This is a genomic window from Microbulbifer mixtoriginis (SeqCode) (genome assembly GCF_052468275.1).
Window position 1 is genome coordinate 1,378,736 of sequence record NZ_CP174341.1, and the last position, 26,524, is coordinate 1,405,259.

Consider the following 26,524-nt stretch of genomic DNA (forward strand, 5'->3'; position numbering starts at 1 on the left):
TCAGATTTTGCGCGCAACTTATCAGTTTGCGTAAAAAGTGCAACCGCGCCGCAGAGCATGTCGCCGTTGTACTCGCGTGTGGCTGACGTTGAATCTGATCTGTGCTTAACTGCGACGCTAATTAGTACAAGAGCAATAAGACAGATAGCAATGGATCAGGACTCCCCGGTGTTGTTCTCCCGGCGCGGCGCATTGGCGATTGCGACCCTCAACCTGCCCAAGGCGCTTAATGCGCTCAACCTGCAGATGATTGATCTGCTTTCAGCGCAACTAGGTCAATGGGCGCATGACGATGACGTGGCCGCTGTGTGGATAGAAGGCAGTGGAGATAAAGCCTTCTGTGCTGGGGGCGATGTGGTGGCGCTGTATGAGCAATCGGCCGCCTACGGTGAGACGCCGGAATATAGTTACACGACTGAATTCTTCTCTCGTGAATATCGTCTCGATTACCAAATACACACTTATCCGAAGCCAATCGTGGTCTGGAGTGGCGGTATTGTGATGGGCGGTGGTATCGGCATTATGGCAGGCGCCAGCCACCGTATTGTGACTGAAACCACACGTATGGCGATGCCGGAAATCACTATCGGCTTATTTCCCGATGTGGGTGGAAGCTGGTTCCTGAACCGTATGCCGGGTCGCCTGGGGCTTTTCCTGGGGCTGACAGGGGCCCAGTTTAATGGGGCCGATGCCCTGTTTGCCGGTATGGCCGACCGTATTATTGCCCAGGATCAGCGCGAGCCCGTGTTGGCGGCGCTGGCGGCGCTGGATTATTCGGCCAGTTGTGCGTTTAACCACCGCCTTGTAAGCGATTGCCTTAAAAGTTGCGAACTCTCCCCATTGCAGCGGCCGGAATCACAGCTGCGTGAACACTACGATCAGATCCAGCAGCTTACCGACTTTGCCAGCCTGCCTGAGGTTTGCGCGGCAATCAGCGCCTACCAAGGAGTGGATAAATGGCTGCAGCGCGCCGCCACTACTCTGGCCGGTGGTTCGCCATTGACCCCCTGGGTGGTGTGGGAGCAGTTGCGTCGTACGCGCCACTTGTCTCTAGCCGATGTGTTTAGGATGGAGCTGATTCTCGCGGTAAACCTCTGTGCCAGTGGTCATTTCAAGGAGGGGGTGCGGGCTCTATTGATTGACAAGGATCGCACACCAAAGTGGCGGCCCCTTAGCCTGGAGGAAATTAGTCCACAACAGTTGGAGAGCTGTTTTACTGCTCCCTGGAGCAGTGCGCATCCGCTTGTGGATTTATAACGCGACCCGGGCCGCTTTACGCACGGGATACCAACAACAAAATATGGAGTGGCTTTTATGGAAAAAATAGCCTTTTTTGGTCTGGGGAATATGGGCGGCCCTATGGCGGCCAATCTGGTGAAAGCCGGTTTTAGTGTGGCGGCTTTCGATCTCAATCCCACGGCTCTGGCGCAGGCGCAAGAAGATGGCTGTAGGCCCTGCGACTCCCCAATGCAGGCGGCTGAGGGGGCTTCCATTGTAGTCTCGATGTTGCCCAGTGGTGCGGCGGTGAAAGGGCTTTATCTGGGAGAAGAGGGGCTGCTGAACCGCCTGGCTGAGAATACTCTGATTATCGATTGCTCAACCATCTCTGCAGAAGATGCCCGCCTGGTGAATGAGGCCGCATCTGAGCGGGGCCTACTCGCCATTGACGCGCCAGTTTCAGGGGGTACCGCGGCAGCTCAGGCTGGCAGCTTGTGTTTTATGTGTGGAGGTGAAGAAGCGGCAGTAGATGCTGCGCGGGCGCCGTTACAGGCGATGGGCGCCAAGATTTTTCACGCCGGCTCGGCTGGGGCAGGGCAGGTGGCAAAAATTTGTAACAACCTGCTTCTGGCTATCCATATGACCGGTACCGCCGAAGCCCTGCAGTTGGGGGTCGACAAAGGCTTGGACCCCAAGGTTCTAAGCGAGATCATGATGCAGAGCTCTGGCAACAATTGGTCTCTGGCCAATTACAATCCCTACCCAGGTGCTATGGAGAATGTACCTGCAGCAAATGGTTACTCTGGTGGTTTCACCGTGGCGCTAATGCTGAAAGACCTGGGGCTCGCCATGGATGCCGCAGCTACCAGTGCCTCTTCCACGCCTATGGGGGCTCTGGCAAAAAACCTTTATCAGCTACATGGAGCCAGTGACGAAAACCAGAAGTTGGATTTCTCCAGTATCCAGAATATGTTCCGCCGCCCGGCAGGTGGTCTGACCTGGTAGATTTCTAGCTTCCGCGGGCTCCCTCCTCAGTTGATTGTTTCTGGCCAGTACCGGAGAGGGAGCTTTGCTTCAGTGTCGCCTAACGTTAAAAATTTGGACCAGTTCGCAAAATTGGCAATAGGTACCAATTACTAGCCCCCTAGCCGTTCCTTCATTACACCCCTATCGCTATCTTCGCTGCCCCGCTCGGAAGGCCATCTGATGATTGGCCAGACAAGCGTTATGGGTAATACGCTGCTTTTAATTCCGCGAAATTCTACAGCTTGATTTGGATCAAGCTCACTATTGCGGCCAGCGGTTAACCTGCCTGCGACTTGTGATTGTGCCTGGAGGGGGCCTTCCAAAGTCGGGAAAAATGCTAAATCGCTATATGGAGAAGTTAATGAATCGTATAACTGCTTGTGCGACAGCCGCCCTGACCGCCGTACTTTCTGCACCGGTACTGGCCTACGAAGAGGGCAGCTTTATTTTGCGCGGTGGTATGGCCACAGTAGCGCCCGACACCAGTTCCAGCGCACTGTCTGCGAATGGGAGCAAGATTGGTAATACTGGGGTTGATGTGGACAACGGCTCAGCCCTGGGCTTGACCGGTGTGTATATGTTCCGCGATCACTGGGGAGTGGAGCTGGTTGCAGCAACGCCTTTTAGTCACGATATCGAAGTTGTTGGTGAAGGCCTTGGCAACTTTGATCTGGGTGAAACCAAGCATTTGCCACCCACTCTGTTAGTGCAGTGGTACCCAATGGATACTCAATCCACAATCCAGCCCTACGTAGGACTGGGGGTGAACTACACCGCTTTCTTTGATGAGGAAGTTAGCAGCACCGGTAATGCCACCCTTAAAGGCATTGGCGCAACTGGAGATTCAAAACTATCTCTCGATAATTCCTTCGGTCTGGCGGCTGAAGCGGGTATCGACTTCGCCTTCGGCGCAGATCAGCGCTGGTTGTTTAATATGTCTGTGTTCTGGATGGATATTGATACCGACGCCACCGTAAAGGTACCTGGTGTGGGTAATGTCACCGCTAAAGTAGATATCGATCCGCTGGTTTATATGGCGGGTCTCGGCTACCGCTTCTAAGGTGGCAGCACTCTAGTTTTGGAGTGTGGCAGTCGTTGCGGTTTTCCCCGTGGGAGCTCGGCGACTGCCTTTTAGTTTGTGCGGGAGGCTGTCGCAAACAATTGATTGAGGTTGTGGAAATATGATGCAAGAGACTAAAAGCACTATAGGTGGCCTATCAGAACAACTGTTATCCCGATACAGTGGCCCCTGCCCGCGCTACACCTCTTATCCCACAGCCGACAGATTTAAACCTCTGGATGGCAGTATCAAACCTTGGGATGCACTAAAAAATATTCGCAGCTTATCCCTGTATGTGCATATCCCCTTTTGCCGTTCTCTCTGTTATTTCTGTGCTTGCAACAAGGTAATTACTTCCCAATACGGTCTCGCCTCCAGCTATCTGGATAACCTCTTGCAGGAAGCTCGCTGGTATCGGGACAAGGTGGCACAGGTACCGGTCACCCAGTTGCACTTGGGAGGTGGTACACCCACATTTCTCAGCGATGGAGATATGCGCCGCTTGATGGAAGGACTGGGTGAGATTTTTGATTTACGCCCAGGCGATGGAGTGGAGTACAGCATTGAAGCCGATCCACGCACCTTGGAGCTGGAGACCTTGGATACCCTAAGAGAGCTCGGATTTAATCGCTTGAGCCTGGGCGTGCAGGATTTTGATATCGAGGTGCAGAGATCCATCAACCGAATTTGCAGTGCCGACCAGGTGACTGAATTAACGGTTGCGGCGCGTGAGCGGGGATTCGAATCTATCTCCTATGATCTGATTTATGGTTTGCCCAAACAAAACCTCAGCAGTTTGCACAGCACCCTGGATAAGGTGCTAGATTTACAGCCGGATCGTATTGCCCTCTATCACTATGCGCATTTACCCCATCGTTTTAAAGCTCAGCGTCTTATCGATACGGAACTTATTCCCTCCGCCTCAGAAAAAGTAGCAATGCAGCTGGCTGCGGTAGAGCACTTGGGCCAGGCCGGTTATGAATTCCTGGGTATGGACCATTTTGCCCGGCCGGGAGATGAGCTGGCCAAGGCCGCTCATGCGGGGATGTTACAGAGGAATTTCCAGGGCTACACATTAATGCCCGCCGATGCGTTAGTTGGACTGGGGGCTTCCGCAATCAGCTACAGCCGTAATGGTTTCTGGCAGAACCTGCACCGTCTGAAAGAATATACCCAGGCCGTCGCTGAGCGGGGTAATGCTTCGTGTCGCGGCTGGTTAATGAGTGATGAAGATAAGTTGCGTCAGTGGGTTATTACTGAACTGATGTGCCGGTTAAGCCTGGATAAAACTGAGGCTGAGCGTCGCACTGGCGTACCTTTTAATCAATACTTTTTCCAGGAACTCAAAAGGCTGGAACCCATGTTTGAGGATGGTCTTATTTATCAGGATGAAAAAAAGATCACCGTCACGGAGCAGGGGCGCTGGTTTGTACGCAATGTTGCCTCGGCTTTTGATATTTACTTACACAGTCAGCAAACTGATGCGCAATATTCTCGTGTTCTTTAATGTTCTACAGGAGACGATTGTCTTCACAGCGGGTACAATAGCCGCAAATTAGTTTACCGACTGGTTTAGTATGATGGATTCCTCAGTAGCGGTTAGTTGCAGCAACTGCTCGGTTAGACGTTTATGCCTGCCTGCGGGGTTATCTCAAGCAGATATCGATCGACTAGAGCAGGTTACGCGCCGTAAGAAAATTGTAAAAGCCGGTGAGACCTTGTATCGCTCCGGTGATCCTTTTGCAAACCTTTACGCTATTCGTTCAGGCAGTTTTAAAACTGTGGTTATCGCAGCGGATGGCGATACGCAGGTCACTCACTTTGCCCTGCCAGGTGAGCTGTTGGGGCTGGATGCCTATAGTAGCCGCGTACACCCCAGTTACGCTGAGGCGCTGGAAGACAGTAGTGTCTGCCTGTTGCCCTTTACTCAGTTGGAATTACTGGCTAATCAGGTCACCGCGTTGCAGCAGCAGATTTATAGTATTTTTTCTGAAGAGCTGCGCCAGGAAAATGATATTTTAATGCTGTTGGGCAAGCGATCGGCTGATACCCGCTTAGCGGCTTTGCTGATTAATATTTCCAGCCGCTATGCTCGTCGCGGTTATTCGCACAGTGAATTTGTGTTGTCTATGCCGCGCACAGATATTGCCAACTACCTTGGATTAACTGCAGAAACCGTAAGTCGATTATTTTCGCGTTTTCAAAAAGAAAAGCTGATCAAGGTAAGTGGTCGGGCGGTGGAAATACTGGATATGATCAGTCTCAGTGAACTGGCCGGAACCCATTACGGTTACGATGAAGACTGATTAAGCACTCTATCAGAGTTTGATAAGCTTAGTTGATTAAAAGGGCCCAGGCTAAATAATTAGCAGGCCCTATAAAATTTTTCAAATTATTTACGTTAGAGTTGCCTTAATTAAATAGCGGCGATGACCTCGGCCCATTTTCGTTGTTGGTCTTGCGAAATATAGCTGGCCTTAAAGCTGTTGATAGCCAGCTGTTTTGCCTGTTTCTTGGTCATGCCAAGACTTTCACTCAGTGCTTGGTAATTGCGGTTTACGTAACCGCCGAAATAGGCCGGATCATCGGCATTTACCGTGACACAGAGCCCGCGCTCCAATAACTGTAATATGGGATGCTGGCTCATATCGTCGTAAACACACAGTGCGGTGTTGGATAGAGGGCATACAGTGAGGGGAATTCCCTGATCGATAAGTCGCTCAATCAGAGCCTCGTCTTCCACACAGCGCACGCCGTGATCTATGCGGCTTACATCGAGTAAATCCAGGGCCTCTTTAATATATTCAGATGGCCCTTCCTCCCCCGCATGAGCGACCCTCTCCAGGCCTAATTCTTTAGCCATGGCAAAGACTTGCTGGAATTTGCTGGGGGGGTGTCCCAGTTCTGAGGAGTCCAGGCCAACACCCTTAATAAATTCCAGGTAAGGTTTGGCGGATTCCAGAGTAGTGATGGCCTCTTCCTCACTCAGGTGGCGCAGGAAGCAGAGAATCAGGTGGCTACTAATTCCCCACTCAGATTCGGCATCTTTTAGAGCGCTGTGGATGCCCCGAATAACCACACCGATATCAATACCCCTTTCTGTATGGGTTTGGGGGTCGAAGAAAATTTCAGTGTGCACAACATTATCTTCACGACAGCGCTGCAAGTAGGCCATGGTTAGATCGTAAAAGTCCTGTTCATGGATAAGGACCGAGGCTCCCTGGTAGTAAATATCCAGGAAGGACTGCAGGTTGTGAAACTTATAGGCAGCCTTAATTTCCTCAACACTGGAAAAGGGGATTTCAATTTTATTGCGCCGGCTAAGCTCGAACATTAGTTCTGGCTCCAGCGAGCCTTCAATGTGCAAATGCAGCTCTGCCTTGGGGAGAGTCTTAATAAAATCCAGATCGGCGATGCTCATAGTAATAACTGTATTGGAGATAAGTGTGGGAGCTGTTACCCGGGCCGGAGGCATCGATTCAACAGCCGGAAAAATTGGCGGTAATGGTAACAGCTTCTTCCTTATGGCTGAAAAGCCATTCACTAACCTGCCGGCCCGGGCATGGCTGGTGAAGCCGCAAGACTATAATAATGTAAACTAGACGGTTTACTTTGTGGGTTAAAGGTGTAACATACACCAGGCAGTGTACTTTTTCTGAGTGTTGGAGTGGGTCTATGGGCAAAGTAGTACTGATTACGGGAACATCGACAGGTTTGGGACAGAGTTTGGCCACCAAAATGGCGAAGTGGGGGTATGTTGTCTACGCCACCATGAGGGGTTTGGACAAAGCGGGCCCACTGCTGAAAGATGCCGGGCTTGGGCACAAGCTCAACGTTTTAGCGCTAGACGTGCAGGATGCAGGAAGTATTCAACATGCTGTGAATACCATTATTGAGGAGCAGGGGCGTATCGATATTTTGGTTAACAATGCCGATGCCGGCTTTGTGAAAACCACCGAAATGGCCTCAGAGGCAGAGACACAGTGGGTTATGGATGTGAACTTCCACGGGGTAGTGCGTTGCACCAAGGCAGTACTCCCCCATATGCGAAAGGAACGCAGCGGTCGGATTATCAACATTTCTTCTGTGGGTGGGTTAGTGGGGCAGCCGTTTAATGAACTTTATTGTGCTGCCAAGTTTGCTGTAGAGGGGTACACAGAGGCTATGGCTAGCTATATCCAGCCCAGCTTTAACATTCAATTCACTGCGGTTGAACCTGGCGGCATTTACTCTGAATTTGCCAACAGTGTTTTATCTCAACTGCAAGTGGATGGTGGTGTGCCAGAAGGAGATTACCAGGGCTTATTCGAACAATATATGAGTGGTATCCAGAGGCGCACACCAGAACAAACGGCCCGTCTTTATCAGAGTGCCGGGCAGGTGGCGCAGGTAGTTTTAGATGTTGTTGAAAGTGAAGATCCACCGGTTCGGGTCCGTACTTCTCCTTGGGCCAATGAATTTTGTGCAAAACGGATGCAGATCCAAGTGGTAAAGCTCAGCAGAAAATGGTGATAGATACCCTGTTATCTGCCAATCAATGATTTACCGAAAAGTTCATTGATTTCGCAGGCCTTTGTTTATTTAGATAAGCCCAGAAGTACCCGCTAGTCATTATTTCCATGTAGAAGAGTAATGTCTGAAATTGTGTAAACGTAGTATATATTAGTCCGTTATTTTAGAAAGATGGTTAGCCTCGATACTAATTTTTTAATATTTAGTGTTTTATTTCTGGGTGGCGACGCTTTTCAATAATACCGTTACAATTTTCCTATATTGTTAAACGGCGATTTGGGTATGGCTGATTCACCAGTGGCAGTAAGTTGCAGTAATTGCTCTGTCAGGCGTCTCTGTTTGCCTGCGGGCCTGTCTCTGGCAGAGATTGATCGCCTCGAACAGGTCACTGGAAAAAAGAAGGTCATTAAGGCCGGAGAACCTCTGTACCGGGCAGGCGATTCATTTCAAAATCTCTACGCGATTCGCTCTGGCAGTTTTAAAAATGTAGTAATTGCCGCAGATGGTGATACCCAGATAACACATTTTGCCCTGCCGGGAGAATTACTTGGCCTCGATGCTTATAGTACCCGTGTTCACTCTAGCTATGCCGAGGCGTTAGAAGACAGCAGTGTCTGTCTCCTGCCTTTTGCTCAACTGGAAGTACTGGCGCAACAGGTTCCGGCCCTGCAGCAACAGATTTACAGCATTTTTTCCGAAGAGTTGCGCAAGGAGAATGAAATTTTAATGCTGCTTGGCAAGCGTTCTGCAGATACTCGCCTTGCCGCATTGCTTATGAATATTTCCAGTCGCTATGCCTGTCGAGGTTATTCCCCCAATGAATTTATCCTTTCAATGTCGCGTACAGATATTGCCAATTACCTAGGATTAACTGCAGAAACGGTGAGTCGTCTGTTTACTCGTTTTCAAAAGCAGGGGGTTATCCAAGTAAATGGCAGGGTAGTGCAGATTCAAAATTTACTGGGGCTTAGTGAAATAGCGGGAACCCACTGTGGTTATGAGGGCGAGGTTTAGAAGTCTTTGAAGTGGCGAAAATTTTCTGGAAAGGATAAGGGTTTGAGCATTAAAAAATAAAAAAGGGGGCGAAAACGCCCCCGGAATCCACTACTTATCAGGAGTGTGTGGAGAAAGCTAATTCCTTTTCTGGACCTTTTTTCTCTACTTCTTCCGGTGCTTGTGATAGCCAGTCCATGGCCTCGTGCTGCTTCTCAAAGTAACGCACTTCGCCACTTACAAACCATCCTCCAACTTTGGTGGCCAGCTGTTGCCAGCCTTCATCCCCAAGTACAGCAATGCGGCAGAATTCATTGCCATGTTTAAGGGTTAGCTTGAATTCATCCCAAATCGCGTGCAGACCCCAGCCCTCAAAATCCCGCAAGTCAATCAGCATTTGTACCTGTGGTTTTTTAACGCCCTCAAGAGCATACTCTAGCAAAGGCGTTATATATTCGTAGTCCTCATGGGTCAACTGCCCAACAGCTTTGATATACAGGAAGAAATCATCATCAATTCTCTCCATGCCAATGGAGATTCCGTGACGCTTGATTTTCATGTCTCCTCCTTTTTATAGTTTGTGGAATGACCCGGTCATCTTAAGCAAATACTTGTGAGGGTGTTTCTGGTTGAGTCAGATATTCGCGTAAAGATTCATATACATTTCTGGTGTTTTTATCGAAAAAGGGATCTTTTAACTGCTTTACCTGCTTGTATATTTGTTTCCAGTCTTCTACCTGTAAATATTGCTCTATTTGAGGAAAAATCGCAGAATTTTCCAGCTCAATATGATTCCGCTGTAACTGCAAATAGCTATTACTAGCTCCTTGTAACACTCTCCTCTCAACCATGGCGTCATTGGCTACGGCATAGAAAAGTGCACACATATGCTTGGTGGTTGCAGCAATTTTTTCGTGCTGCATCTGCGCTTCATAAATAGCACTTCGGTCATGCACAGGTTTGGTCAACAAGCGAGCAAGAATCAAGTCTTCTACCGGATGATGATATTTATCTGGGTAAACAGAAAAATAATCCAGTGCGTCAAGAATCAGAGAGAGGGTGTTAGGGTCTCGCTCATGAGTTCCAAAAAGGTCCTGTAGCAAGCGCTCAAAGGCATTGAGCATTTGCTGCATATTTTTATGGTCTAAACAGAGTTGTCGGTAGATGTTGTTCATCCCAGACCCCCGCGATCAGTTTCGAAGCTTATTGTTGCCAGCAGACTCAAGAGAGGAATTGATGTGGATCAAGTAGCGAAAAAAAAAGTGGTACAACCTGAGGATTTTGACGCAGTAAAGAAATTAAAGGGCACCATTTTTAAAAATTATCTAAAACCAGTTATCGAGTTAGAGTCATACAAAGGCTGTGAGATAACGAAATTGGGCTCAAGCCATGTTAATTGCCACGCAGGGTTTGAGTATTAATTCCTCATTTTTATTTTGGAGGCTGAGTGCTGTGGTGCACTCTAATTACGGGGGGGCAACGGTTAAATCAATAGGAGGATAGGCCATACATTATTATTGGTGTCCTACCGGTCCACACAAGCTGATGACGGTGGGTATAAGTCACTGGTGTGAGAATGAGGCAGTGACTGGTGATCCTAGTATGGTTTTGATGTTGGCTTAGCTTAAGGGCCAGCAGTGACAAGGTATTTGAGTAAAGCAAGCTTTTAAAGAGGTGGCTTATGAGTCCGGCCCCTGAATTGCTCATTTCTAAGGCAATCAATAGTCGAAAACACGGCTAACTGGCCGGGTTTTGGTTTTCGCGCAATCCCTGTGACCTTGGTGTACAATGCGCGCCTTTCTAAAATGCTCAGGATTCTTTGAGTAGTCAGTGGGGCCTGTTGGCGCCTGAGGCCAAGTTGCAAGGCCTGAGCACAGTGGTACCGAGTTACACCAGTCTCTACTCAGCCCGCATTACCGAGGGAACACCATGTTTGATTCATCTGTCACGCTCGCTTCTTACGATCCCGAAATCTGGGAAGCTATCCGCGAAGAGGATTCTCGCCAGGAAGACCACATTGAGCTGATCGCCTCCGAGAACTACACCAGCCCACAAGTCATGGAAGCCCAGGGCAGCAGCCTCACGAATAAGTACGCAGAAGGTTATCCGGGCAAACGCTACTACGGTGGCTGTGAGTATGTGGATAAAGTGGAAACCCTGGCGATTGAGCGCGCCAAGGCGCTGTTTGGTGCGGATTACGCCAATGTACAACCGCACTCTGGCTCCCAGGCCAACTCGGCGGTATATCAAGCCCTGTGCGCCCCCGGCGACACCGTGCTAGGTATGAGCCTGGCTCACGGCGGCCACCTGACCCACGGTGCCCGCGTCAACTTCTCTGGCAAAATCTACAATGCGGTGCAGTACGGCCTGAACCCGGAAACCGGTGAGGTGGATTACGAGGAAGTGGAACGTCTGGCTCAGGAGCACAAGCCCAAGATGATCGTGGCCGGTTTTTCCGCCTACAGCCGCGTCATGGATTGGGCGCGTTTTCGCGAAATCGCCGACAAAGTGGGTGCCTACCTGTTTGTAGATATGGCCCACGTAGCCGGTCTGGTTGCCGCTGGTGAATACCCATCGCCGATTCCCCACGCCGATGTGGTGACCTCCACCACTCACAAGACCCTGCGCGGACCGCGCGGTGGCATTATCCTGGCCCGTGCCAACGAAGAGATCGAGAAAAAACTGAACTCCGCGGTATTCCCCGGTGGTCAGGGTGGCCCGCTGATGCATGTTATCGCGGCCAAGGCGGTTTCCTTTAAGGAGGCCATGAGCCCAGAATACAAGGATTATCAGAAGAAGGTGGTAGAGAATGCCCGCGCTATGGCGGAGACTTTCCTCGACCGCGGTATCAATATCGTTTCTGGCGGCACCGATGACCACCTGATGCTGGTGGACCTGATCGGTAAGGAATACACCGGTAAAGATGCCGATGAGGCCCTGGGCAATGCCAATATCACGGTGAATAAAAATGCGGTGCCTAATGACCCGCGTTCTCCCTTCATTACCAGTGGACTGCGTGTCGGTACTCCGGCGATTACCACGCGCGGTTTCGGCGTGAAGGAAACCCAGCAGCTGACCCATTGGATCTGCGATATCCTGGACGCACTGGAAGGCGGCGATGTTGAAGCCACCATCGCCGATGTGAAGCAAAAAGTTCTGGAGATCTGTGCACAGTACCCTGTGTACAAGAAAGCCTAATTTAGCTTTGCTGGAAAAAGCGGCTCGGTGAGCCGCTTTTTTTATGGCTGTATCACAGTGTGCTGCACCGCAGCGGTGCGTGGTGCAGTCACAGGGGGCAACGGCTGTGATAAACTGCGGCCCATTTTCCATTCCCCTGGGGACGATCCCACATGCACTGTCCTTTCTGCAGCGCAGAAGAAACCAAAGTAGTCGATTCCCGCCTGGTGGCGGAGGGCGATCAGGTGCGCCGCCGGCGCGAGTGCCTCGAATGCCATGAACGTTTCACCACCTTTGAAAGCGCAGAGCTGCTGTTGCCCAGGGTGATCAAACAAAATGGCCAGCGCGAGCCCTTCAATGAAGACAAATTGCGCGCGGGCATCCAGCGCGCGGTAGAGAAGCGCCCGGTCAGTATCGAGCGGGTGGAATCCGCAGTCTCCCAAATCAAGCATGCACTGCGCGCAACGGGTGAGCGCGAGTTGCCCGCAAGGGCCATTGGCGAGCTGGTTATGGAGCAGCTGCGCGAGCTGGATGAGGTCGCTTATGTGCGCTTTGCCTCGGTGTATCGACGCTTTGAAGATGTCAGCGACTTCAGTGAAGAAATTGAGCGCCTGACCAGTAAGGAAAACCAAACGCAATGAGTCAAATGGCTGTAGAGAGTGCCCAGGCACTGATGGGCCGCGCTATTCAGCTGGCGGAGCGCGGTCTCTATACCACTATGCCGAACCCCCGGGTCGGCTGTGTGATCACCGATGCTAATGGCAAAGTAATTGCCGAGGGCTGGCATAAGCGTGCTGGAGAACCCCACGCTGAAATAGAAGCCCTGCGCGATGCAGGCGAGCGGGCCCGCGGCGCCATCGTCTATGTGACCCTTGAACCCTGTAGCCACAGTGGCCGCACAGGTCCCTGTGCCGAGGCACTGGTACAGGCCGGTGTCGCCCGCGTGGTATACGGTATGGAAGACCCGAATCCCAGGGTTGCCGGAAGCGGTTTACAGAAACTACGCGATGCGGGCATTGAGGTAGAGGGGCCAGTGCTGGAAGAGCGCTGCCGCGCGCTCAACCCGGGTTTTATCAAGCGTATGACTTTGGGGTTACCCCTGGTGCGCAGCAAATCTGCGATGAGCCTAGACGGCCGCACCGCCATGGCCAGCGGTGAATCCAAATGGGTTTCGGGCCCGGCTGCGCGCGCCGATGTGCAGCGCCTGCGTGCGCGCAGCTGTGCAGTGGTAACTGGCGTAGAGACTGTGCGATTCGACAACCCGAATCTCAATGTGCGCGCCGATGAGATGGCGCTGGAGCTGCTCGAAGCGGAACAGGCTGCAGAAGTTCAGCCCCTGCGCGTTATTGTCGACAGCCAGCTGCGCACGCCGGCAAAGGCCTTTATTTTGCAGGGGGACGCCCCCACACTGGTGTGCACTACTGAGCGCGCCGATCCAGAGCGTCGTCAGCGACTGGAAAACGCCGGTGCCGAAGTTGTTGTTTTGCCTCAGGACAAGGACGGTCGGGTAGACCTGCTTGCCCTGCTCAAAGAGTTAGCCCGACGCGAATGCAATGAAGTACTGATAGAAAGCGGTGCGATCCTTTCCGGTGAGTTTCTCTACCGGGGGCACGTAGACGAATTGATTGTCTATCTGGCGCCCAAGCTGCTCGGCAGCACGGCGCGGCCGCTGTTTGAATTGCCCATCGAGCGTATGGGCTCGGTGCTGCCGATCACGATTACCGATATGCGCGCGGTCGGCCACGACTGGCGCATCACCGCAACCACGGATATCGAGCGCTGATGTTTACTGGAATTATTGAGGCGGTCGGCGAGATTGCCGATCTGCAGCCGCGTGGTGGGGATCTGCGCGTGCGTGTTAGGAGCGGCAAGCTGGACCTCGCCGATGTGCAGCTTGGTGATAGTATCGCCACCAGCGGCGTCTGTCTGACCGTAGTGGAGTTGCCCGGTGATGGCTACTGGGCGGATGTTTCCGCGGAGACGCTGGATGTCACCAGTGTCAGCAGCTGGAAGCGCGGGGATAGGGTCAACCTGGAGAAGGCATTGACCCCACAGACCCGCCTTGGCGGCCATATTGTCAGCGGCCATGTGGACGGTATCGGCGAGGTGGTGTGGCGTAAATCCGAGGCCCGTGCCGAGCGTTTTCGCCTACGCGCACCGGATAATCTGGCTCGTTATATTGCCCACAAGGGCTCGATTACTGTCGACGGTACCAGTCTTACCGTGAACGCGGTGGACGGCGCTGAGTTTGAACTCACCATTGTGCCGCATACCCTGCAGGAAACGATTATGCAGGGCTACGCGGTTGGCACCCGGGTCAATCTTGAGGTGGACTTGATCGCACGCTACCTGGAGCGCCTGCTTCTCGGCGAGGAGGCGGCCAAATCCAGCGACGGTGGTATGACACTCGAATTTCTCGCCCAGAACGGGTTTTACAAGCGCTAGCTGGCTTTATCCCGGCATGCCGCGCCAGTGAGGGCGGGTGAGTGTAACTGCAGGGAAAGCCGCTCAATTTGCAATTGATTAATTTATCCAGAGTTAGCAATGGAATTAAATACGGTTGAAGAACTGATCGACGATATCCGCCAGGGCAAAATGGTGATCCTGATGGACGATGAGGATCGCGAAAACGAGGGTGACCTGGTGATGGCGGCGGAGCAGGTGCGCGCCGAAGACATCAACTTTATGGCTACCCATGCCCGCGGCCTGATCTGTATGCCCATGTCCAAGGAGCGCTGTGAGCAGCTGGACCTGCCGCTGATGTCGCGGGATAACGGTGCCCAGTTCAGCACCAACTTCACCGTCTCTATCGAAGCTGCCGAAGGGGTGACCACCGGTATTTCCGCTGCGGACCGTGCACGTACCGTGCGCGCCGCCGTCAATAGAAATGCCAAACCCAGCGATATCGTTCAGCCCGGACATATTTTCCCGATTATGGCCCAGCCCGGTGGCGTACTGAGCCGTGCCGGTCATACCGAGGCCGGCTGTGATCTTTCCCGCCTTGCGGGTTTCGAGGCGGCGGCGGTAATCGTGGAAATCATGAATGACGATGGCACCATGGCACGCCGCCCGGATCTGGAGAAGTTTGCCAAGGAGCACAATCTTAAGATCGGCACTATTGCCGACTTGATTACTTACCGCGCGCTCAACGAGAAAACCGTGGAGTGTGTGAACGAGCGCAAAGTGCGCACCGAGTTTGGCGAGTTCAAGCTGCGCACCTATCTTGACAAGGCCCGTCGCGAGCGCCACTTCGCCTTTATCAAAGGTGAGCCCACGCCGGAGGAGCCGACCCTGGTGCGCGTACATGTGGGTAACACCCTGCGCGATGTACTCACAATTCAGCGCGGTGATGAAAAATTTGTCCCCTGGACTTTCCGCCGCGCCATGCAGCGCATCGAGAAAGAGGGCAAAGGTGTGGTGGTATTGATCTGCCATAACGAGACCACCGAGGAAATCGAGGAGAGTATCGATTGGCTGATCAGCGGCAAGCAGCAGCGCCCCAGCCAGGACCTGGTGTACAAGCAGGTGGGTACTGGTTCGCAGATACTGCGTGATCTCAAGGTGCGCAAGATGCGCCTGATGAGTGCGCCGTTTAAGTTCAGCGCTATTTCCGGTTTTGAACTGGAAGTGGAAGAGTACTTGAACGTCGAAGAGTAATAACAGAATGTTTCCCGGCGCATTTGAAATGGCACGGGTATGGAAAGAAATACGGATTGGACATTATGAGCAACATTCAAGTGATTGAAGGGGATTTTGTCGGCAGTACAGGTAAGTACGCGCTGCTGGTGAGCCGTTGGAACAGCTTTGTGGTTGAGAGCCTCAAAGACGGCGCCCTCGATACCTTGCGCCGCAAGGGCATCAAGGATGAGGATATCACCATCTATTACGCCCCCGGTGCCTTCGAATTCCCGCTGGCCGCGCAAAAGCTGGCGGAAACCAAAAAATTTGATGCGATTATTGCACTGGGCGCGGTGATTCGTGGCGGCACTCCGCACTTCGAATATGTCGCTGGTGAGTGCACCAAAGGTCTGGCTCAGGTATCCCTGAATACCGGTATTCCGGTGACCTTTGGTGTGTTGACTGTGGACTCCATTGAGCAAGCTATCGAGCGCTCCGGCACCAAGGCTGGCAACAAAGGTTGTGAAGCCGCCGAAACCGCCCTGGAAATGGTTTCCCTACTCGGCAAAATCTAATTGCCACAGCGCCGGCCAGTTGCGTCGGCGCTGTCCATTCTGAGAAGTATCTACCGGAAAAGACAATGACCGTAACTGCATCTGCCCGCCGCAAGGCGCGCCACTACGCCATGCAGGCGCTCTACCAATGGCAAATGGCCGGCGCCAGCCTCAATGCGATTGAAGCCGAGTTCCATACCGACAACGATATGAGCAAAGCCGACGTGGAATATTTCCGCGATATCTTCCACGGGGTAGCCAAAAACCTCGACGAAGTGGAAGGCGCTTACTCCTCCCATCTGGATCGCAAAGTGGAAGATCTGGACCCGGTGTCCCGCGCCCTGCTGCGCATGGCCACTTATGAACTGAAAAACCGCATCGATGTGCCCTACAAAGTAGTGATTAACGAAGCAGTGGCACTGGCGAAAAAATTCGGCCCCACCGACGCTTTCAAGTTCATCAACGGCATCCTGGATAAGACTGCTGCAGACCTGCGCGCTGCGGAAGTGGCTGCAGACAAGAAGTCCTGAAGTCACGCTTATGGGAACTGCGCCGGGCGAATTTGAAATTATCCGCGATTTTTTCGCCAGTGCTCCTGTGGGCGAAGGGGTTGCTCTGGGTATAGGTGACGACTGCGCTCTCCTGCAGGCACCCGCCTCGGGGCAGCTGGCCACCTCTATGGATACCCTGGTGGCAGGCCGCCACTTCCCCGCTGATGCGGACCCTGCTGCTATTGCCGCGCGTGCACTCAGGGTTAATCTCAGTGACCTGGCGGCAATGAATGCGCGCCCGCTCTGGTTTACTCTGGCCCTGACCCTACCTGACAGTGATGCAGTTTGGTTGCGCAAATTTGCCGATGGCCTGCTGCAGACCGCGGCACAGTTTGGTGTTTCTTTGGTGGGGGGCGATACCACTGCGGGCCCTTTGTCGATCACCATTCAGGTGATCGGACACACGGAATCGCCACTGCGCCGAGATCTTGCCGGCCCCGGTGATCACGTTTATGTCAGCGGTCCTCTAGGTGCTGCTGCCGCCGCTCTGCCGGTGGTGCTGGGAGAGCAGCGGGTGAATGCCGATGTGCAGTTGCAGTGTGAACGCGCCTTCTATTATCCCGAACCCCAATTCCCTGTGGCTGCGGCGATTGCCGAGTTGGCCAGTGCGGCTCTGGATATTTCCGATGGTCTGCTCGCGGACCTGGGACATATTTGTGAGTCCAGCGGTGTCAGCGCTGATATTCATCTGGAGCGATTGGCCGTTTCTCCCTTGGCGCAAACTCTTGCCGCAGAGAAAGCAATGGCTCTGGCTACAGGCGGTGGCGATGATTACCAACTCTGTTTTACCGTTCCCCAGCAGCGGGTTGCAGATTTGGACCAACTGGGCCTGAAAGTAACTGCTATCGGCACCCTCATTGAGGGCAGTACCGGGGTGCGCTGCTGGCATAATGGCAACCCTTGGTCGCCAGCGGTCACTGGCTATCAGCATTTTTAAATGGTATTGGCCCGGAAGTGCCGGTGGTGGCTTTGGAAATAAGACAATGAGAATACATAACCCCAGTTTTTCCGAGCTTTTGCGCGATCCTACTCTGTTGCTGGCTTTTGGTTTTGGTTCGGGGCTGGCACCCAAGGCACCGGGTACTTTTGGCACTCTGGTTGCCATACCTTTTTGGTGGCTGATGAAAGATCTCCCCCCATCTTGGTACCTGGGAATCCTAGTGGTGACGGGTTTAGTGGGGTGTTATTTATGTGGCGCTGCGGCAAAGAAGCTCGGTGTACATGACCATGGGGGCATCGTTTGGGATGAGATGGTGGGCTACTGGCTCACTATGTTTATGGCCCCGGCTGGATGGATTTGGGCACTTTACGGTTTCGTACTTTTTCGCCTGTTCGATATCGCCAAGCCACCGCCCATCGGTTGGGCAGATCGGCGGGTACAGGGTGGCGTCGGAATTATGCTCGACGATATACTGGCCGCCGTTTATGCGGCTTTAATATTGCAAATAACCGTGTTTTTTGTAGGGGCTTAGCGGATAGGGATTATCGATGCACAAGGCATTTTGGCTTCTGCTGGGGTTACTGGTTTCCAGTACAGCCTGGGCACAACAGGTACAGCTGAAGGGTTTGTTTGGCGATAGCGCCATGCTGGAAATCGATGGCCGCCAACGCATTCTTAAGGCAGGCCAACAATCACCGGAAGGGGTTGGCCTGATTGAATCGACGACCAGTTACGCGCGTGTTCGCGTGAATGGACGCGAACAGAAGCTCACCCTGGATGCGCCCATCGCCGCAAGCTATGCCCAGGCTGAGCGCGCCGAGGTGCGCTTGATGGGAGATAGTCGTGGCCATTTCAATACCGATGCCTGGATTAATGGGATGCGGGTTCCGGTGATGGTGGATACTGGAGCGACTACTCTGGCAATCAATTACCCCACCGCCCAGCGTCTGCGTTTAAATCTTAATGGTGCCAAGCGCATACCGGTGTCGACCGCCAGTGGTATCACCAGTGCTTATTTGATCAATCTCAGCAGTGTCACTATCGGTGGCATTAAATTGCACAATGTAGAAGCTACCGTGCACACTGATAACTTTCCCCAAGTGGTGCTTCTGGGAAACAGTTTTCTCGGCCGGTTAGATATGGAACAGCAGAGGGGTGTGCTGATACTGCGCGCCCGCAACTGACGTGAAGAGGTATTAAGTTGACCATTCGTTATGTGGAATCCTCAAAGCTGCCCACTTCCTGGGGTATGTTTGAAATGCACGGCTTCGAGGAAGTGGAGACCGGCAAGGAGCATGTGGTGCTCACCATGGGGGACTTCGATACCAGCGAGCCCCTACTGGCCCGCATTCACTCGGAATGCCTGACCGGTGATGCCCTGTTTTCCCTGCGTTGCGATTGTGGTGCCCAGTTGCAACATGCCATGCACCGCATTGCCATGGAAGGACGTGGAGCTATTTTCTACCTGCGCCAGGAGGGGCGTGGCATAGGCCTGTTAAACAAGATCCGTGCTTACCATTTGCAGGATTGCGGTGCGGATACCGTGGAGGCCAATGAGCAGCTCGGCTTTGGCGCCGATATGCGGGATTATTCAATTCTGAAAGCGATGATCGACCACCTGGGTATTCATGCCATTCGCTTGATGACCAATAACCCGCGCAAAGTAAAAGCGTTGGAGGACTTGGGTATTAATGTGACTGAGCGCCTGCCGCACCAGTCCGGGCGCAATCCCCACAATGCCAAGTATTTGTCCACCAAGAAAGGCAAGCTTGGCCATTTGATTGAAAATGAGGATGAGGAAGGGAAAGAAGAAAAATAACTTTTAACCTCCTTCAGGCACCCCCACAAAAAAGGCCGGATAATCCCGGCCTTTTTTGTGGAAATTAATTAAAGCCGAGCTCGAGTATTTGAAGTTCGGCTTTGAATAATTCAGAAGCTCCAAAAATATTGGGCTTCTAATCTTTAAAGACCTTGCCACCTTTCATCACAAAGTCCACGTCTAAGAGTTCCTCAATATTATCCAGTGGCGAGCCATTGGTGGCGATAATATCGGCGTACTTACCGGACTCAATGGTGCCCAGTGAATCGCTCATATCGATCAGGTCGGCGGCGTTAACGGTAGCGGACTGCAGGATGGCCATATTGTCCATACCGGCTTCACTCATCAGGACCGCCTCGCGTGCATTGATGCCGTGCTTGGATACACCTGAGTCGGTACCGAAGGCAATTTTTACTCCGGCATCGACCGCTTTACGGAAATTGCCGCGCATGTCTGTGCCAACACGAATGGCTTTTTCCTTCTGAGCTTCAGATAAGACATCGGTATTTTTTGCCAGCTGTACCACGGTATCGCCGGCGAGAAGTGTCGGAACCAGGTAAGCGCCGGTTTCTTTAAATAGCTTATGGGCGCGGGGACCTGCGTAGGTGCCGTGCTCAATACTGTCTACACCGGCCTCCAGTGCGGCGATAATGCCTTCTTCCTGGTGCGCATGACTGGCTACTTTGCGACCCATGCGCTGGGCTGCCAGGACCACCTCTTTTAGCTCATCGATTTCCATCTGCTGGCCGGTACCTGTAGCGCGATCGGTAAGTACGCCACCGGTAGAGGTGATCTTGATAAAGTCAGCGCCGTATTTGATCGTATGACGGGTCGCGCGGCGGCAATCATAGGGGCCGTCGCATACCGTTCTGGTTTTATCGTCATGCAGTGCCATTAACTCGGGGCTGACTCCACTGATATCTGCGTGCCCTCCGGTAATACCCACTCCGCCGGCTGCGATAATACGTGGGCCATCTACCCAGCCATTATTGATAGCATCGCGCATCGCATACATTTCTTCACCGCTATTACCCGCATCGCGTACAGTGGTAAAACCTGATTTCAGAATACGCATGCCAAACATTTGCGAGCGCATTTGGGTCAATGGCATGGACATCTTTAGGGCTTCGGAATCGTTTTTGGGGCCCAACTCAGTTTGCAGGTGAACGTGCATATCCATTAAGCCCGGCATTACGAAGCTGTCCTTAAGATCAATGACTTCGGCATCATCTCTGTTCACATAACCAGGGCGGATGGAAGTAATCCTGCCATCCTCGATTATTACGCTTTGCTCTTTTAAAGGTTTTTTACCGGGAACAGTGAGCAGTGTGCCTGCGTGGATAATGGTTTCTGCCAGTACTGAGGAAGAGAAAAGAGTCGCTGCGATACTGCTGAGAAGGAAACGCTTCATGATTTGTACACCTATTTATTATTTAGGCACACGCTAAATCAATCTGCGGAATATGACAATTGCGAGCTGATTACTTGGTGAGAGCCGGGAAATAGTTTCTAAAAAATGAAAAAAAGGCCGGAAAATCCGGCCTTTTAAAATTTATAAAGAATTAATATCTACGGCGTGGTTGCACAAATACTGCGGTAGTTCGGCCGGGTAGAGTAAAGGTGCCGCTGCTCCTATCAAATTTTACTTTGTGCAGGCGTGAGTCTACTGATCGGCGCTGACGTGGGTGCTTGAACAGGTACTCACCAATAAGGTTTTCGCTGGTAAATTCCAATGATTCGTCATCGCCATTAAACAGCACCACAATACGTTCAAAGCGGCGATCGATGCTGCCACTGGAATCTGATAACTCCATCACAATCAGCCCAGGAATCTGGTCGGGTCCGGTGTTGAGGAAATTGAGGTGTGCCTCTACGGACTCTGCATCAGACAAGCGGAACAGGGGAGAGCTGTTGCGAATCGCCAGCTGCTCGCGGAATAGAGCGGAGCTCCACAAGCGGTGCCGGCGCTCGGGAGCCAATTCCGGGTTTGCCAGTAAAGGTTGCATCAGGGACCAGTTATCTTCGTTTTTATCTGCAATAGGTAAACCCGCACCCCAATTATCGGTGGCGAGGCTGAAGTCCAGTGCATTAAACCAGTCACCGGAGTTGTAACTGTCCCGATCCATCGACTTTGAGCGCAGGAAATCCTGGCCTGCGTGGATAAACGGCACTCCCTGGGCGAACAGAACCAGGGAATTACTGAATGCCTGGATACGCACTCGTTCAGCCAAGTCGGCGCTGTCGCTGGCTTTGATCTGTACTCCGTCGAACAACGTCTCGTTGTCGTGGGCGGCAATATAATTAATGGATTCCTGCGGGTCGGCAGTATAGCCGGTGGGCTGGCCGTTATAGACCAGCTCGCTGCCGGTAATGATATTGCCGTTGGCATCTTCAAAAGGATAATCCGCCAGGTTGCCGGCGAGGGAAACGCGGACTTTATCTGCCAGGGTTAGCAGTGTGGCACGCTCATCTTCTCCCTCAAACTTACCGTTGCTGTCGGTGAACAGACCGGTACCAAAGCCCTGCTCCTCAAAGCCTCCGAAGGGGTTGCCGCCACGCACGGAATCGCGCAGGCGATCGTTAAAGGTGCCGATACCGCTGCCGGCCATATTGCCCTGGCGGGCCTGTACAAAGCGAGCATCGTCAGCCACCTCGCCAAAATTCCAGCCCTCGCCGTACAGATAGATAGCGCTGCCATCGACACCATCGGCTGCCGGGGTCAGTGATTGCAGTGCTGCTTGCGCCTTTAGGATATTGTCGAGGCTGTGGTGTCCCATCAGATCGAAACGGAAGCTGTCCACCTTGTAGGCCCGGGCCCAGGTGACCAGGGAATCGATCATCAGCTTTTCCATCATGGCGTGCTCACTGGCGGTATTTGCGCAGCAGCTGCTCATTTCCACACCGCCCTCCAGATTGCGGCGGTGGTAATAGCCGGGGACGATTTTATCGAGTACGGAGTTGTCGTATTGGCCATAGGAGCTGGTGTGGTTGTAAACCACGTCCATCACCAGTCGGAGGCCGGAGTGGGATAACCCTTGTACCATTTGACGGAATTCGCGAATGCGCGCAGATCCATCGGGAGCGCTGCTATAGCTGCCTTCGGGGACCGTGTAGTGCAATGGATCGTAGCCCCAGTTAAAGCCATCGGTATCGCGAACAGAATCCACCTGGGCCTGCTGCTCGCTGCTGTCCGATGCGTAGTCTGAGAGGTCCGGGGTTTGCTGCTGCTGCATGCGATCCTCATTGACTGTGGCAAAGTCAAAGGCCGGCAGCAGGTGGATATGGGTGAGGCCGGCGCGGGCCAGTTTATTGAGGTGGCGCATGCCGTCGCTGTGCTTGCGGGTGAAAGCCTTGAAGGTGCCGCGCTCTGCTTCGGGGACAGTTTGATCCGCAATACTGAAATCGCGTACGTGCAGCTCGTAGACACTGATATCTTCCGGCTGGGTTAACTTGGGCTTGCGCAGGCGGTCCCAACCGTGCGGCTTCAGGTCCCGGTCATCCAGGTTGACGATCTGGCTTTTGCCGCTATTGATGGAGAGACTCAGGGAGTAGGGGTCGGTGACCAGGTTGGTTTCAATCTGACGGCTAAAGTAGGAATACACCTCGACCTCGTAGAGGTAAAAGCTGCGGTCCCACTGCTTATCGATATCGGCACTCCAAACCCCGGTAGATTCATCGCGCAGCATGGATACCACGTGATCGGCGCTATCGCTGCTGGGGTCTGTAAACAGGTGCAGCTTTACTGCCCGTGCAGTGGGCGCCCAAAGATCGAGCTGGATACTCTCCTCGCCGACACGGGCACCGAGTTCACCGTCGTAGTAGAAGTGGTCATCGAGGGCACCGGCCATCTGCACACCAGTCGCATCCAGTAACGTGCCCTCCGCATCGTAAGCGGCGAGGGCGAGTTGCTGGGTGACCAGATCACTAGTGGAAGCCTGCCCTGGCAATTGCCAGGCACTGAAACTGGCCAGGTGCGGGAATTTTTGTTGGGCGCTGTCGGGCAGGGTGGCGTGAGGGGTGAGATCGATGGTGCCATCGGAACGGATATCACCGTCCTCCAGTTTTAGCTCGGCGGTGTTGCTGTAGTGCAATTTAACCTTGGTAGCTTCCTGCACCTGGATATCCCAGGCAAAGCTGCTGGTATCCACCCAGTGCGCTTTATCGCTGCTCAGGTCACCCTTGGCGAAGCCATCACTGCTGACGGTGACTTCTTTACTATTCGAGTCAAAAGCAAAGTAGATTTCGTCGTAATCGGCGGCCACGGTAAAGCTGACGTTGGCTCCATTGTTGCCGTAGCTCTCCTCCCAGCCTTCGTGCAGGGCTACCTTGAATTCATAGGAACCGGCAGGCAGCGCTGAGGTGATAAAGGTGTAGGTGCCATCTCCATCGGCATCCTGCATCCAGCTGCGCAGGCAACCGGGTTGCCATTCTCCCGGGCACCCCAGCAGGGATTGGAAGTTGCCGGCTACAGTGGCGACCACGCTATTGTGGTTGTCGGTGATCCAGTGACTCTCGTGGTCGTAGATAAATTTAACTTCGCGGGCCTCATCCAGGCTAAGGGAAATATTACCGCCGTCCCTCTGGCCGCCCCAGCCATAATTTTCATCCCAGCTGTTGTTGAGAGCGGCTTTGTACTCCCAGTTGCCGGCGGGTATCCAAAAGTTGCCTTGCCATTTGTCGTCTTCGCTGTCATGGCTGAGCAGGGTGGCGACACAACCTGGTTGCCAGTCGCCATCGCAGCCCAGTTGGCTTTGTAGGTTGCCGGGAATATTGACCTCTGTGGGGTCTGGTGTGTCAGATGCCCATACCGGTATTTGGATGGAGCAGAAGACTGCCCCCAGAATCAGCCCGGCCTTTGTGCCGGGCCCTGTAAATTTTGTTGTTGGCATAGCGCTTCCCATTTTTTGTTGTACTTGTTGCGGTTCTCTCAGTTGGTATTGAATCGCAGTCACGCATTGACGGCCTCCCACCCCGAGGAGGTGGAGGTCTGGGGGAGGTGGTTGGGGGTGTCATAAAACCTTTATAAATTCGTCACTTGGTGGAAACACCCGCAGGAGAAGATGCTTCCCGAGTAAACGTGATGGCGAAAGAAAAAGCCGGATCTATACTCAACTGATCGGGTTATAGTGAGTCGAGAAAGGTGATGCACTCGCTGTAATCGGATTCGAAGGCCGGCTTTTGCCGGCTTTGCTTTTTGTGGCGGGGCAATTACTGAGAGGCTTCCCGGGATTATCCTTGCTCCTACCCCCTGGTAGTGCTAATTTGCCCATAACCCGCCAGGTACTATGGCGGAATCCAGAACTCAATAACTGCGGAGGATGATTGATGATTGTTGCAACCCTCCGTCGGGTCCAGTAGCAGCCTCCAGCTGCCCACGCCCGGCGATAGATTCCTAGACGTCGGGCTTTCCCTGAGAAAGCTCTGTTGGCCGCGTATCTGCGGTCGCTTGGTGCTTTGTTGCGCCCAGAGGGTTTCAATCTTGAGTAAATCTCACTTTACCCGCCGGTCTGTTAATAGATTCGGCACTAAATCCCCATCTATCAAAATTGAGCGGGAAGCTTCTCCGCTACAAAAACTTGGTTGGAAGTCTTTTTTCCAACAGCAGCTGACACTCGACGAACTCGAACAGTGTTTGCCGCTGCGGGTTATGGCTGTACACCGCAGTCGCCTGGAATTGGCCGGCGAGAAGGGGGCTGTGTCCCTTCCCCTAACCGGGAGTCTTGTGGCTAATTTGCCGACGGTGGGGGATTGGTTGTTGTTAGAGAAGAGCAGTGGATATTTTATGCGTTTGTTGAGCCGTAGCAGCCAGTTTGAGCGCATGGCACCTGGGGGGCATCAGGTGCAGATGATCGCCGCCAATGTCGATAGTGTTTTTATTGTTTCGTCCCTGAATGATGACTTTAACCTCTCACGCATTGAGCGCTATTTGGCTCTGGCGCGGGAGTCCGGTTGCCGCCCACACTTGATACTGACTAAGGCCGACCTGTGTGAAGATACTGCCCCTTTTCTTCAGGCTTTGCGCCCATTCGGTGAATTACCTGTTGCAATGGTAAATAGCCTGGATCGAGAAAGCGTGGCACAGCTGCGCCAGTGGTGCTTACCTGGGGAAACTATCGCGCTGTTAGGTTCTTCTGGAGTGGGTAAATCCACTTTGCTAAATGCGCTGTCTGGCGAATCCCTGGCTGAGACTGGGACCATTCGCGAAGCCGATAGTAAAGGGCGTCACACTACACGGAAACGCTCTCTTCACTCCCTGAGTTGGGGAGCGCTGTTACTCGATAGCCCTGGAATGCGGGAGCTAGGATTGGTGCATGTTGAAGATGGCGTGGCGGAGACTTTTTCTGATATCGAGGCCTTGTCCAGAGAGTGTCGCTTTTCTGACTGCCAGCACCAGTCAGAGCCAGGCTGTGCGGTACAAGAGGCAATAACGGGCGATTCGCTGGATGATCGGCGCTTGCGCAATTGGCAAAAACTGCAACAGGAACTAAGCCGTAACGGTCAAACTCTCGCGCAGAAACGGGCAGGGGAGAGAGCGCTATCCCAGATGTATCGATCTGTGCAAAACCAGGCGCGTAAACGTAAGTATCACGGAGAGGATTGAAAAAATGACTGCCTCTTTTTTTACACCTCTATTTTTTTAAGCGCTATTTAACCAGGCTTTGAAGGGCAGCATTCGCTGCCCTTCAAAGCCTTTATACAAGCTAACGAGCCAGTTTTAATGTGACAACCCCGACGATAATTAGCAGTACTCCGAGATATCGTCCGAGACTGGCTGTCTCACCAAAGAAAATGACTCCCATCAGAAAGGCACCGGCCGCGCCGATACTGGTCCAGACGGCATAGGAGATGCCAATGGGAATCTCTCGCTGGGCCAACCACAATAAAAACCCACTGAGGCCAATAAATACGACCGCCATTACAACACCCAGCAGGCGAGTCGATGTCTCTTGGGATATTTTTAGCCCCAGCACCCAGCCTATTTCACAAAGACCAGCCATTAACAGATAGAACCAGGCCATGCTTTTCCTCTTTAAAGGGTAATTTTTAAAAAATCTT

Annotated in this window: 27 protein-coding genes; 21 read left to right on the top strand and 6 right to left on the bottom strand. The window is 52.8% G+C overall.

What is annotated here, in order from left to right; translation table 11 throughout:
* Positions 1–150: 150 nt before the first annotated feature.
* The 5 genes from ACJJIC_RS06000 (at position 151) to fnr (ACJJIC_RS06020) (ending at position 5,610) form a co-directional block, all read left to right on the top strand.
* Positions 151–1,257 carry an enoyl-CoA hydratase/isomerase family protein gene (locus tag ACJJIC_RS06000; protein ID WP_444910547.1) on the top strand — a complete coding sequence of 369 codons (1,107 nt, stop codon included), beginning with the start codon at positions 151–153 and terminating at the stop codon, positions 1,255–1,257.
* Between the two features lie 57 nt (positions 1,258–1,314).
* On the top strand, positions 1,315–2,223 hold the full coding sequence (gene mmsB, locus ACJJIC_RS06005; protein ID WP_444903192.1) for a 3-hydroxyisobutyrate dehydrogenase: 909 nt from the start codon (positions 1,315–1,317) through the stop codon (positions 2,221–2,223).
* Between the two features lie 382 nt (positions 2,224–2,605).
* Positions 2,606–3,304, top strand: a complete 699-nt coding sequence (locus ACJJIC_RS06010) for an OmpW/AlkL family protein (protein ID WP_444882803.1) — start codon at positions 2,606–2,608, stop codon at positions 3,302–3,304.
* Between the two features lie 124 nt (positions 3,305–3,428).
* A complete protein-coding gene (hemN, locus tag ACJJIC_RS06015; RefSeq protein ID WP_444887227.1) occupies positions 3,429–4,811 on the top strand; it encodes an oxygen-independent coproporphyrinogen III oxidase in 1,383 nt (460 codons plus the stop codon).
* Positions 4,812–4,884: 73 nt separating this feature from the next.
* On the top strand, positions 4,885–5,610 hold the full coding sequence (gene fnr, locus ACJJIC_RS06020; protein WP_444882801.1) for a fumarate/nitrate reduction transcriptional regulator Fnr: 726 nt from the start codon (positions 4,885–4,887) through the stop codon (positions 5,608–5,610).
* Positions 5,611–5,720: 110 nt separating this feature from the next.
* Here the strand turns inward: fnr (ACJJIC_RS06020) and ACJJIC_RS06025 are convergent, their stop codons facing one another.
* Complete coding sequence (locus tag ACJJIC_RS06025) at positions 5,721–6,725, bottom strand: adenosine deaminase (RefSeq protein WP_444910545.1); 1,005 nt, start codon at positions 6,723–6,725, stop codon at positions 5,721–5,723.
* A gap of 25 nt (positions 6,726–6,750) precedes the next feature.
* Here ACJJIC_RS06025 and ACJJIC_RS06030 point away from each other — a divergent pair, with 25 nt between their 5' ends.
* From ACJJIC_RS06030 to fnr (ACJJIC_RS06040), 3 genes are all read left to right on the top strand, one after another.
* Positions 6,751–6,906, top strand: coding sequence for a hypothetical protein (locus tag ACJJIC_RS06030; protein WP_444899792.1), 156 nt, complete (start codon positions 6,751–6,753; stop codon positions 6,904–6,906).
* A gap of 73 nt (positions 6,907–6,979) precedes the next feature.
* The gene (locus ACJJIC_RS06035) at positions 6,980–7,816 is read left to right on the top strand and encodes an SDR family oxidoreductase (RefSeq protein WP_444910544.1); all 837 of its coding nucleotides are present in this window, start codon (positions 6,980–6,982) and stop codon (positions 7,814–7,816) included.
* 282 nt (positions 7,817–8,098) lie between these two features.
* Positions 8,099–8,830, top strand: a complete 732-nt coding sequence (gene fnr / locus ACJJIC_RS06040) for a fumarate/nitrate reduction transcriptional regulator Fnr (protein ID WP_444910543.1) — start codon at positions 8,099–8,101, stop codon at positions 8,828–8,830.
* A gap of 97 nt (positions 8,831–8,927) precedes the next feature.
* Here the strand turns inward: fnr (ACJJIC_RS06040) and ACJJIC_RS06045 are convergent, their stop codons facing one another.
* Together ACJJIC_RS06045 and ACJJIC_RS06050 are read right to left on the bottom strand one after the other, a co-directional pair.
* Positions 8,928–9,368, bottom strand: a complete 441-nt coding sequence (locus tag ACJJIC_RS06045; protein ID WP_444910542.1) for a SpoIIAA family protein — start codon at positions 9,366–9,368, stop codon at positions 8,928–8,930.
* Positions 9,369–9,408: 40 nt separating this feature from the next.
* Entirely contained in the window at positions 9,409–9,984 is a 576-nt protein-coding gene (locus ACJJIC_RS06050) for a hemerythrin domain-containing protein (protein ID WP_444887222.1), read from the bottom strand.
* 63 nt (positions 9,985–10,047) lie between these two features.
* Between ACJJIC_RS06050 and ACJJIC_RS06055 the strand changes: the two genes are divergently transcribed.
* The 12 genes from ACJJIC_RS06055 (at position 10,048) to ribA (ending at position 19,468) form a co-directional block, all read left to right on the top strand.
* A complete protein-coding gene (locus ACJJIC_RS06055; protein ID WP_444910541.1) occupies positions 10,048–10,230 on the top strand; it encodes a hypothetical protein in 183 nt (60 codons plus the stop codon).
* Between the two features lie 508 nt (positions 10,231–10,738).
* Positions 10,739–12,007 (top strand): serine hydroxymethyltransferase, encoded by a 1,269-nt coding sequence (glyA, locus tag ACJJIC_RS06060; protein ID WP_445356610.1) that lies wholly within the window; start codon positions 10,739–10,741, stop codon positions 12,005–12,007.
* Positions 12,008–12,159: 152 nt separating this feature from the next.
* Complete coding sequence (nrdR, locus tag ACJJIC_RS06065; RefSeq protein ID WP_252083353.1) at positions 12,160–12,627, top strand: transcriptional regulator NrdR; 468 nt, start codon at positions 12,160–12,162, stop codon at positions 12,625–12,627.
* Entirely contained in the window at positions 12,624–13,769 is a 1,146-nt protein-coding gene (gene ribD, locus ACJJIC_RS06070; protein WP_444887221.1) for a bifunctional diaminohydroxyphosphoribosylaminopyrimidine deaminase/5-amino-6-(5-phosphoribosylamino)uracil reductase RibD, read from the top strand. Before nrdR ends, ribD begins: the two co-directional genes overlap by 4 nt.
* A complete protein-coding gene (locus ACJJIC_RS06075) occupies positions 13,769–14,431 on the top strand; it encodes a riboflavin synthase (protein ID WP_444910539.1) in 663 nt (220 codons plus the stop codon). Before ribD ends, ACJJIC_RS06075 begins: the two co-directional genes overlap by 1 nt.
* A 99-nt stretch (positions 14,432–14,530) precedes the next feature.
* Complete coding sequence (ribBA, locus tag ACJJIC_RS06080; protein WP_252083351.1) at positions 14,531–15,643, top strand: bifunctional 3,4-dihydroxy-2-butanone-4-phosphate synthase/GTP cyclohydrolase II; 1,113 nt, start codon at positions 14,531–14,533, stop codon at positions 15,641–15,643.
* Between the two features lie 65 nt (positions 15,644–15,708).
* Positions 15,709–16,179 carry a 6,7-dimethyl-8-ribityllumazine synthase gene (ribH, locus tag ACJJIC_RS06085; protein ID WP_152454910.1) on the top strand — a complete coding sequence of 157 codons (471 nt, stop codon included), beginning with the start codon at positions 15,709–15,711 and terminating at the stop codon, positions 16,177–16,179.
* 65 nt (positions 16,180–16,244) lie between these two features.
* Positions 16,245–16,688, top strand: a complete 444-nt coding sequence (gene nusB / locus ACJJIC_RS06090) for a transcription antitermination factor NusB (RefSeq protein WP_152454909.1) — start codon at positions 16,245–16,247, stop codon at positions 16,686–16,688.
* A gap of 10 nt (positions 16,689–16,698) precedes the next feature.
* Positions 16,699–17,646, top strand: coding sequence for a thiamine-phosphate kinase (gene thiL / locus ACJJIC_RS06095; protein ID WP_444910538.1), 948 nt, complete (start codon positions 16,699–16,701; stop codon positions 17,644–17,646).
* Between the two features lie 46 nt (positions 17,647–17,692).
* Positions 17,693–18,181, top strand: coding sequence for a phosphatidylglycerophosphatase A family protein (locus ACJJIC_RS06100; RefSeq protein ID WP_444882791.1), 489 nt, complete (start codon positions 17,693–17,695; stop codon positions 18,179–18,181).
* 16 nt (positions 18,182–18,197) lie between these two features.
* Positions 18,198–18,833 carry a retropepsin-like aspartic protease family protein gene (locus ACJJIC_RS06105; RefSeq protein ID WP_444887219.1) on the top strand — a complete coding sequence of 212 codons (636 nt, stop codon included), beginning with the start codon at positions 18,198–18,200 and terminating at the stop codon, positions 18,831–18,833.
* 17 nt (positions 18,834–18,850) lie between these two features.
* A complete protein-coding gene (gene ribA / locus ACJJIC_RS06110; RefSeq protein WP_444910537.1) occupies positions 18,851–19,468 on the top strand; it encodes a GTP cyclohydrolase II in 618 nt (205 codons plus the stop codon).
* Between the two features lie 136 nt (positions 19,469–19,604).
* Here the strand turns inward: ribA and ACJJIC_RS06115 are convergent, their stop codons facing one another.
* Both ACJJIC_RS06115 and pulA read right to left on the bottom strand, forming a co-directional pair.
* Positions 19,605–20,879, bottom strand: coding sequence for an amidohydrolase family protein (locus ACJJIC_RS06115; protein ID WP_444910536.1), 1,275 nt, complete (start codon positions 20,877–20,879; stop codon positions 19,605–19,607).
* A gap of 151 nt (positions 20,880–21,030) precedes the next feature.
* Positions 21,031–24,357 (bottom strand): pullulanase-type alpha-1,6-glucosidase, encoded by a 3,327-nt coding sequence (pulA, locus tag ACJJIC_RS06120; protein WP_445356611.1) that lies wholly within the window; start codon positions 24,355–24,357, stop codon positions 21,031–21,033.
* Positions 24,358–24,947: 590 nt separating this feature from the next.
* Between pulA and rsgA the strand changes: the two genes are divergently transcribed.
* A complete protein-coding gene (gene rsgA, locus ACJJIC_RS06125) occupies positions 24,948–26,069 on the top strand; it encodes a ribosome small subunit-dependent GTPase A (RefSeq protein ID WP_444910534.1) in 1,122 nt (373 codons plus the stop codon).
* A gap of 100 nt (positions 26,070–26,169) precedes the next feature.
* Here rsgA and ACJJIC_RS06130 read toward each other — a convergent pair whose 3' ends face one another.
* Positions 26,170–26,487, bottom strand: a complete 318-nt coding sequence (locus tag ACJJIC_RS06130; RefSeq protein ID WP_252083343.1) for a DMT family transporter — start codon at positions 26,485–26,487, stop codon at positions 26,170–26,172.
* Positions 26,488–26,524 lie beyond the last annotated feature (37 nt).

What these genes read in the sequence shown, in the direction of transcription:
- nusB (WP_152454909.1), top strand. Translation starts at nt 16,245, where the DNA reads ATGACCGTAACTGCATCTGCCCGCCGCAAGGCGCGCCACTACGCCATG.
- ACJJIC_RS06000 (WP_444910547.1), top strand. Translation starts at nt 151, where the DNA reads ATGGATCAGGACTCCCCGGTGTTGTTCTCCCGGCGCGGCGCATTGGCG.
- ACJJIC_RS06105 (WP_444887219.1), top strand. Translation starts at nt 18,198, where the DNA reads ATGCACAAGGCATTTTGGCTTCTGCTGGGGTTACTGGTTTCCAGTACA.
- ACJJIC_RS06045 (WP_444910542.1), bottom strand. Translation starts at nt 9,368, where the DNA reads ATGAAAATCAAGCGTCACGGAATCTCCATTGGCATGGAGAGAATTGAT.
- mmsB (WP_444903192.1), top strand. Translation starts at nt 1,315, where the DNA reads ATGGAAAAAATAGCCTTTTTTGGTCTGGGGAATATGGGCGGCCCTATG.
- ribD (WP_444887221.1), top strand. Translation starts at nt 12,624, where the DNA reads ATGAGTCAAATGGCTGTAGAGAGTGCCCAGGCACTGATGGGCCGCGCT.
- ribH (WP_152454910.1), top strand. Translation starts at nt 15,709, where the DNA reads ATGAGCAACATTCAAGTGATTGAAGGGGATTTTGTCGGCAGTACAGGT.
- ACJJIC_RS06075 (WP_444910539.1), top strand. Translation starts at nt 13,769, where the DNA reads ATGTTTACTGGAATTATTGAGGCGGTCGGCGAGATTGCCGATCTGCAG.
- ACJJIC_RS06115 (WP_444910536.1), bottom strand. Translation starts at nt 20,879, where the DNA reads ATGAAGCGTTTCCTTCTCAGCAGTATCGCAGCGACTCTTTTCTCTTCC.
- hemN (WP_444887227.1), top strand. Translation starts at nt 3,429, where the DNA reads ATGCAAGAGACTAAAAGCACTATAGGTGGCCTATCAGAACAACTGTTA.
- fnr (WP_444910543.1), top strand. Translation starts at nt 8,099, where the DNA reads ATGGCTGATTCACCAGTGGCAGTAAGTTGCAGTAATTGCTCTGTCAGG.
- ACJJIC_RS06035 (WP_444910544.1), top strand. Translation starts at nt 6,980, where the DNA reads ATGGGCAAAGTAGTACTGATTACGGGAACATCGACAGGTTTGGGACAG.
- ACJJIC_RS06050 (WP_444887222.1), bottom strand. Translation starts at nt 9,984, where the DNA reads ATGAACAACATCTACCGACAACTCTGTTTAGACCATAAAAATATGCAG.
- nrdR (WP_252083353.1), top strand. Translation starts at nt 12,160, where the DNA reads ATGCACTGTCCTTTCTGCAGCGCAGAAGAAACCAAAGTAGTCGATTCC.
- thiL (WP_444910538.1), top strand. Translation starts at nt 16,699, where the DNA reads ATGGGAACTGCGCCGGGCGAATTTGAAATTATCCGCGATTTTTTCGCC.
- pulA (WP_445356611.1), bottom strand. Translation starts at nt 24,357, where the DNA reads ATGCCAACAACAAAATTTACAGGGCCCGGCACAAAGGCCGGGCTGATT.
- ribBA (WP_252083351.1), top strand. Translation starts at nt 14,531, where the DNA reads ATGGAATTAAATACGGTTGAAGAACTGATCGACGATATCCGCCAGGGC.
- fnr (WP_444882801.1), top strand. Translation starts at nt 4,885, where the DNA reads ATGGATTCCTCAGTAGCGGTTAGTTGCAGCAACTGCTCGGTTAGACGT.
- ACJJIC_RS06130 (WP_252083343.1), bottom strand. Translation starts at nt 26,487, where the DNA reads ATGGCCTGGTTCTATCTGTTAATGGCTGGTCTTTGTGAAATAGGCTGG.
- ACJJIC_RS06025 (WP_444910545.1), bottom strand. Translation starts at nt 6,725, where the DNA reads ATGAGCATCGCCGATCTGGATTTTATTAAGACTCTCCCCAAGGCAGAG.
- ACJJIC_RS06010 (WP_444882803.1), top strand. Translation starts at nt 2,606, where the DNA reads ATGAATCGTATAACTGCTTGTGCGACAGCCGCCCTGACCGCCGTACTT.
- glyA (WP_445356610.1), top strand. Translation starts at nt 10,739, where the DNA reads ATGTTTGATTCATCTGTCACGCTCGCTTCTTACGATCCCGAAATCTGG.
- ACJJIC_RS06100 (WP_444882791.1), top strand. Translation starts at nt 17,693, where the DNA reads ATGAGAATACATAACCCCAGTTTTTCCGAGCTTTTGCGCGATCCTACT.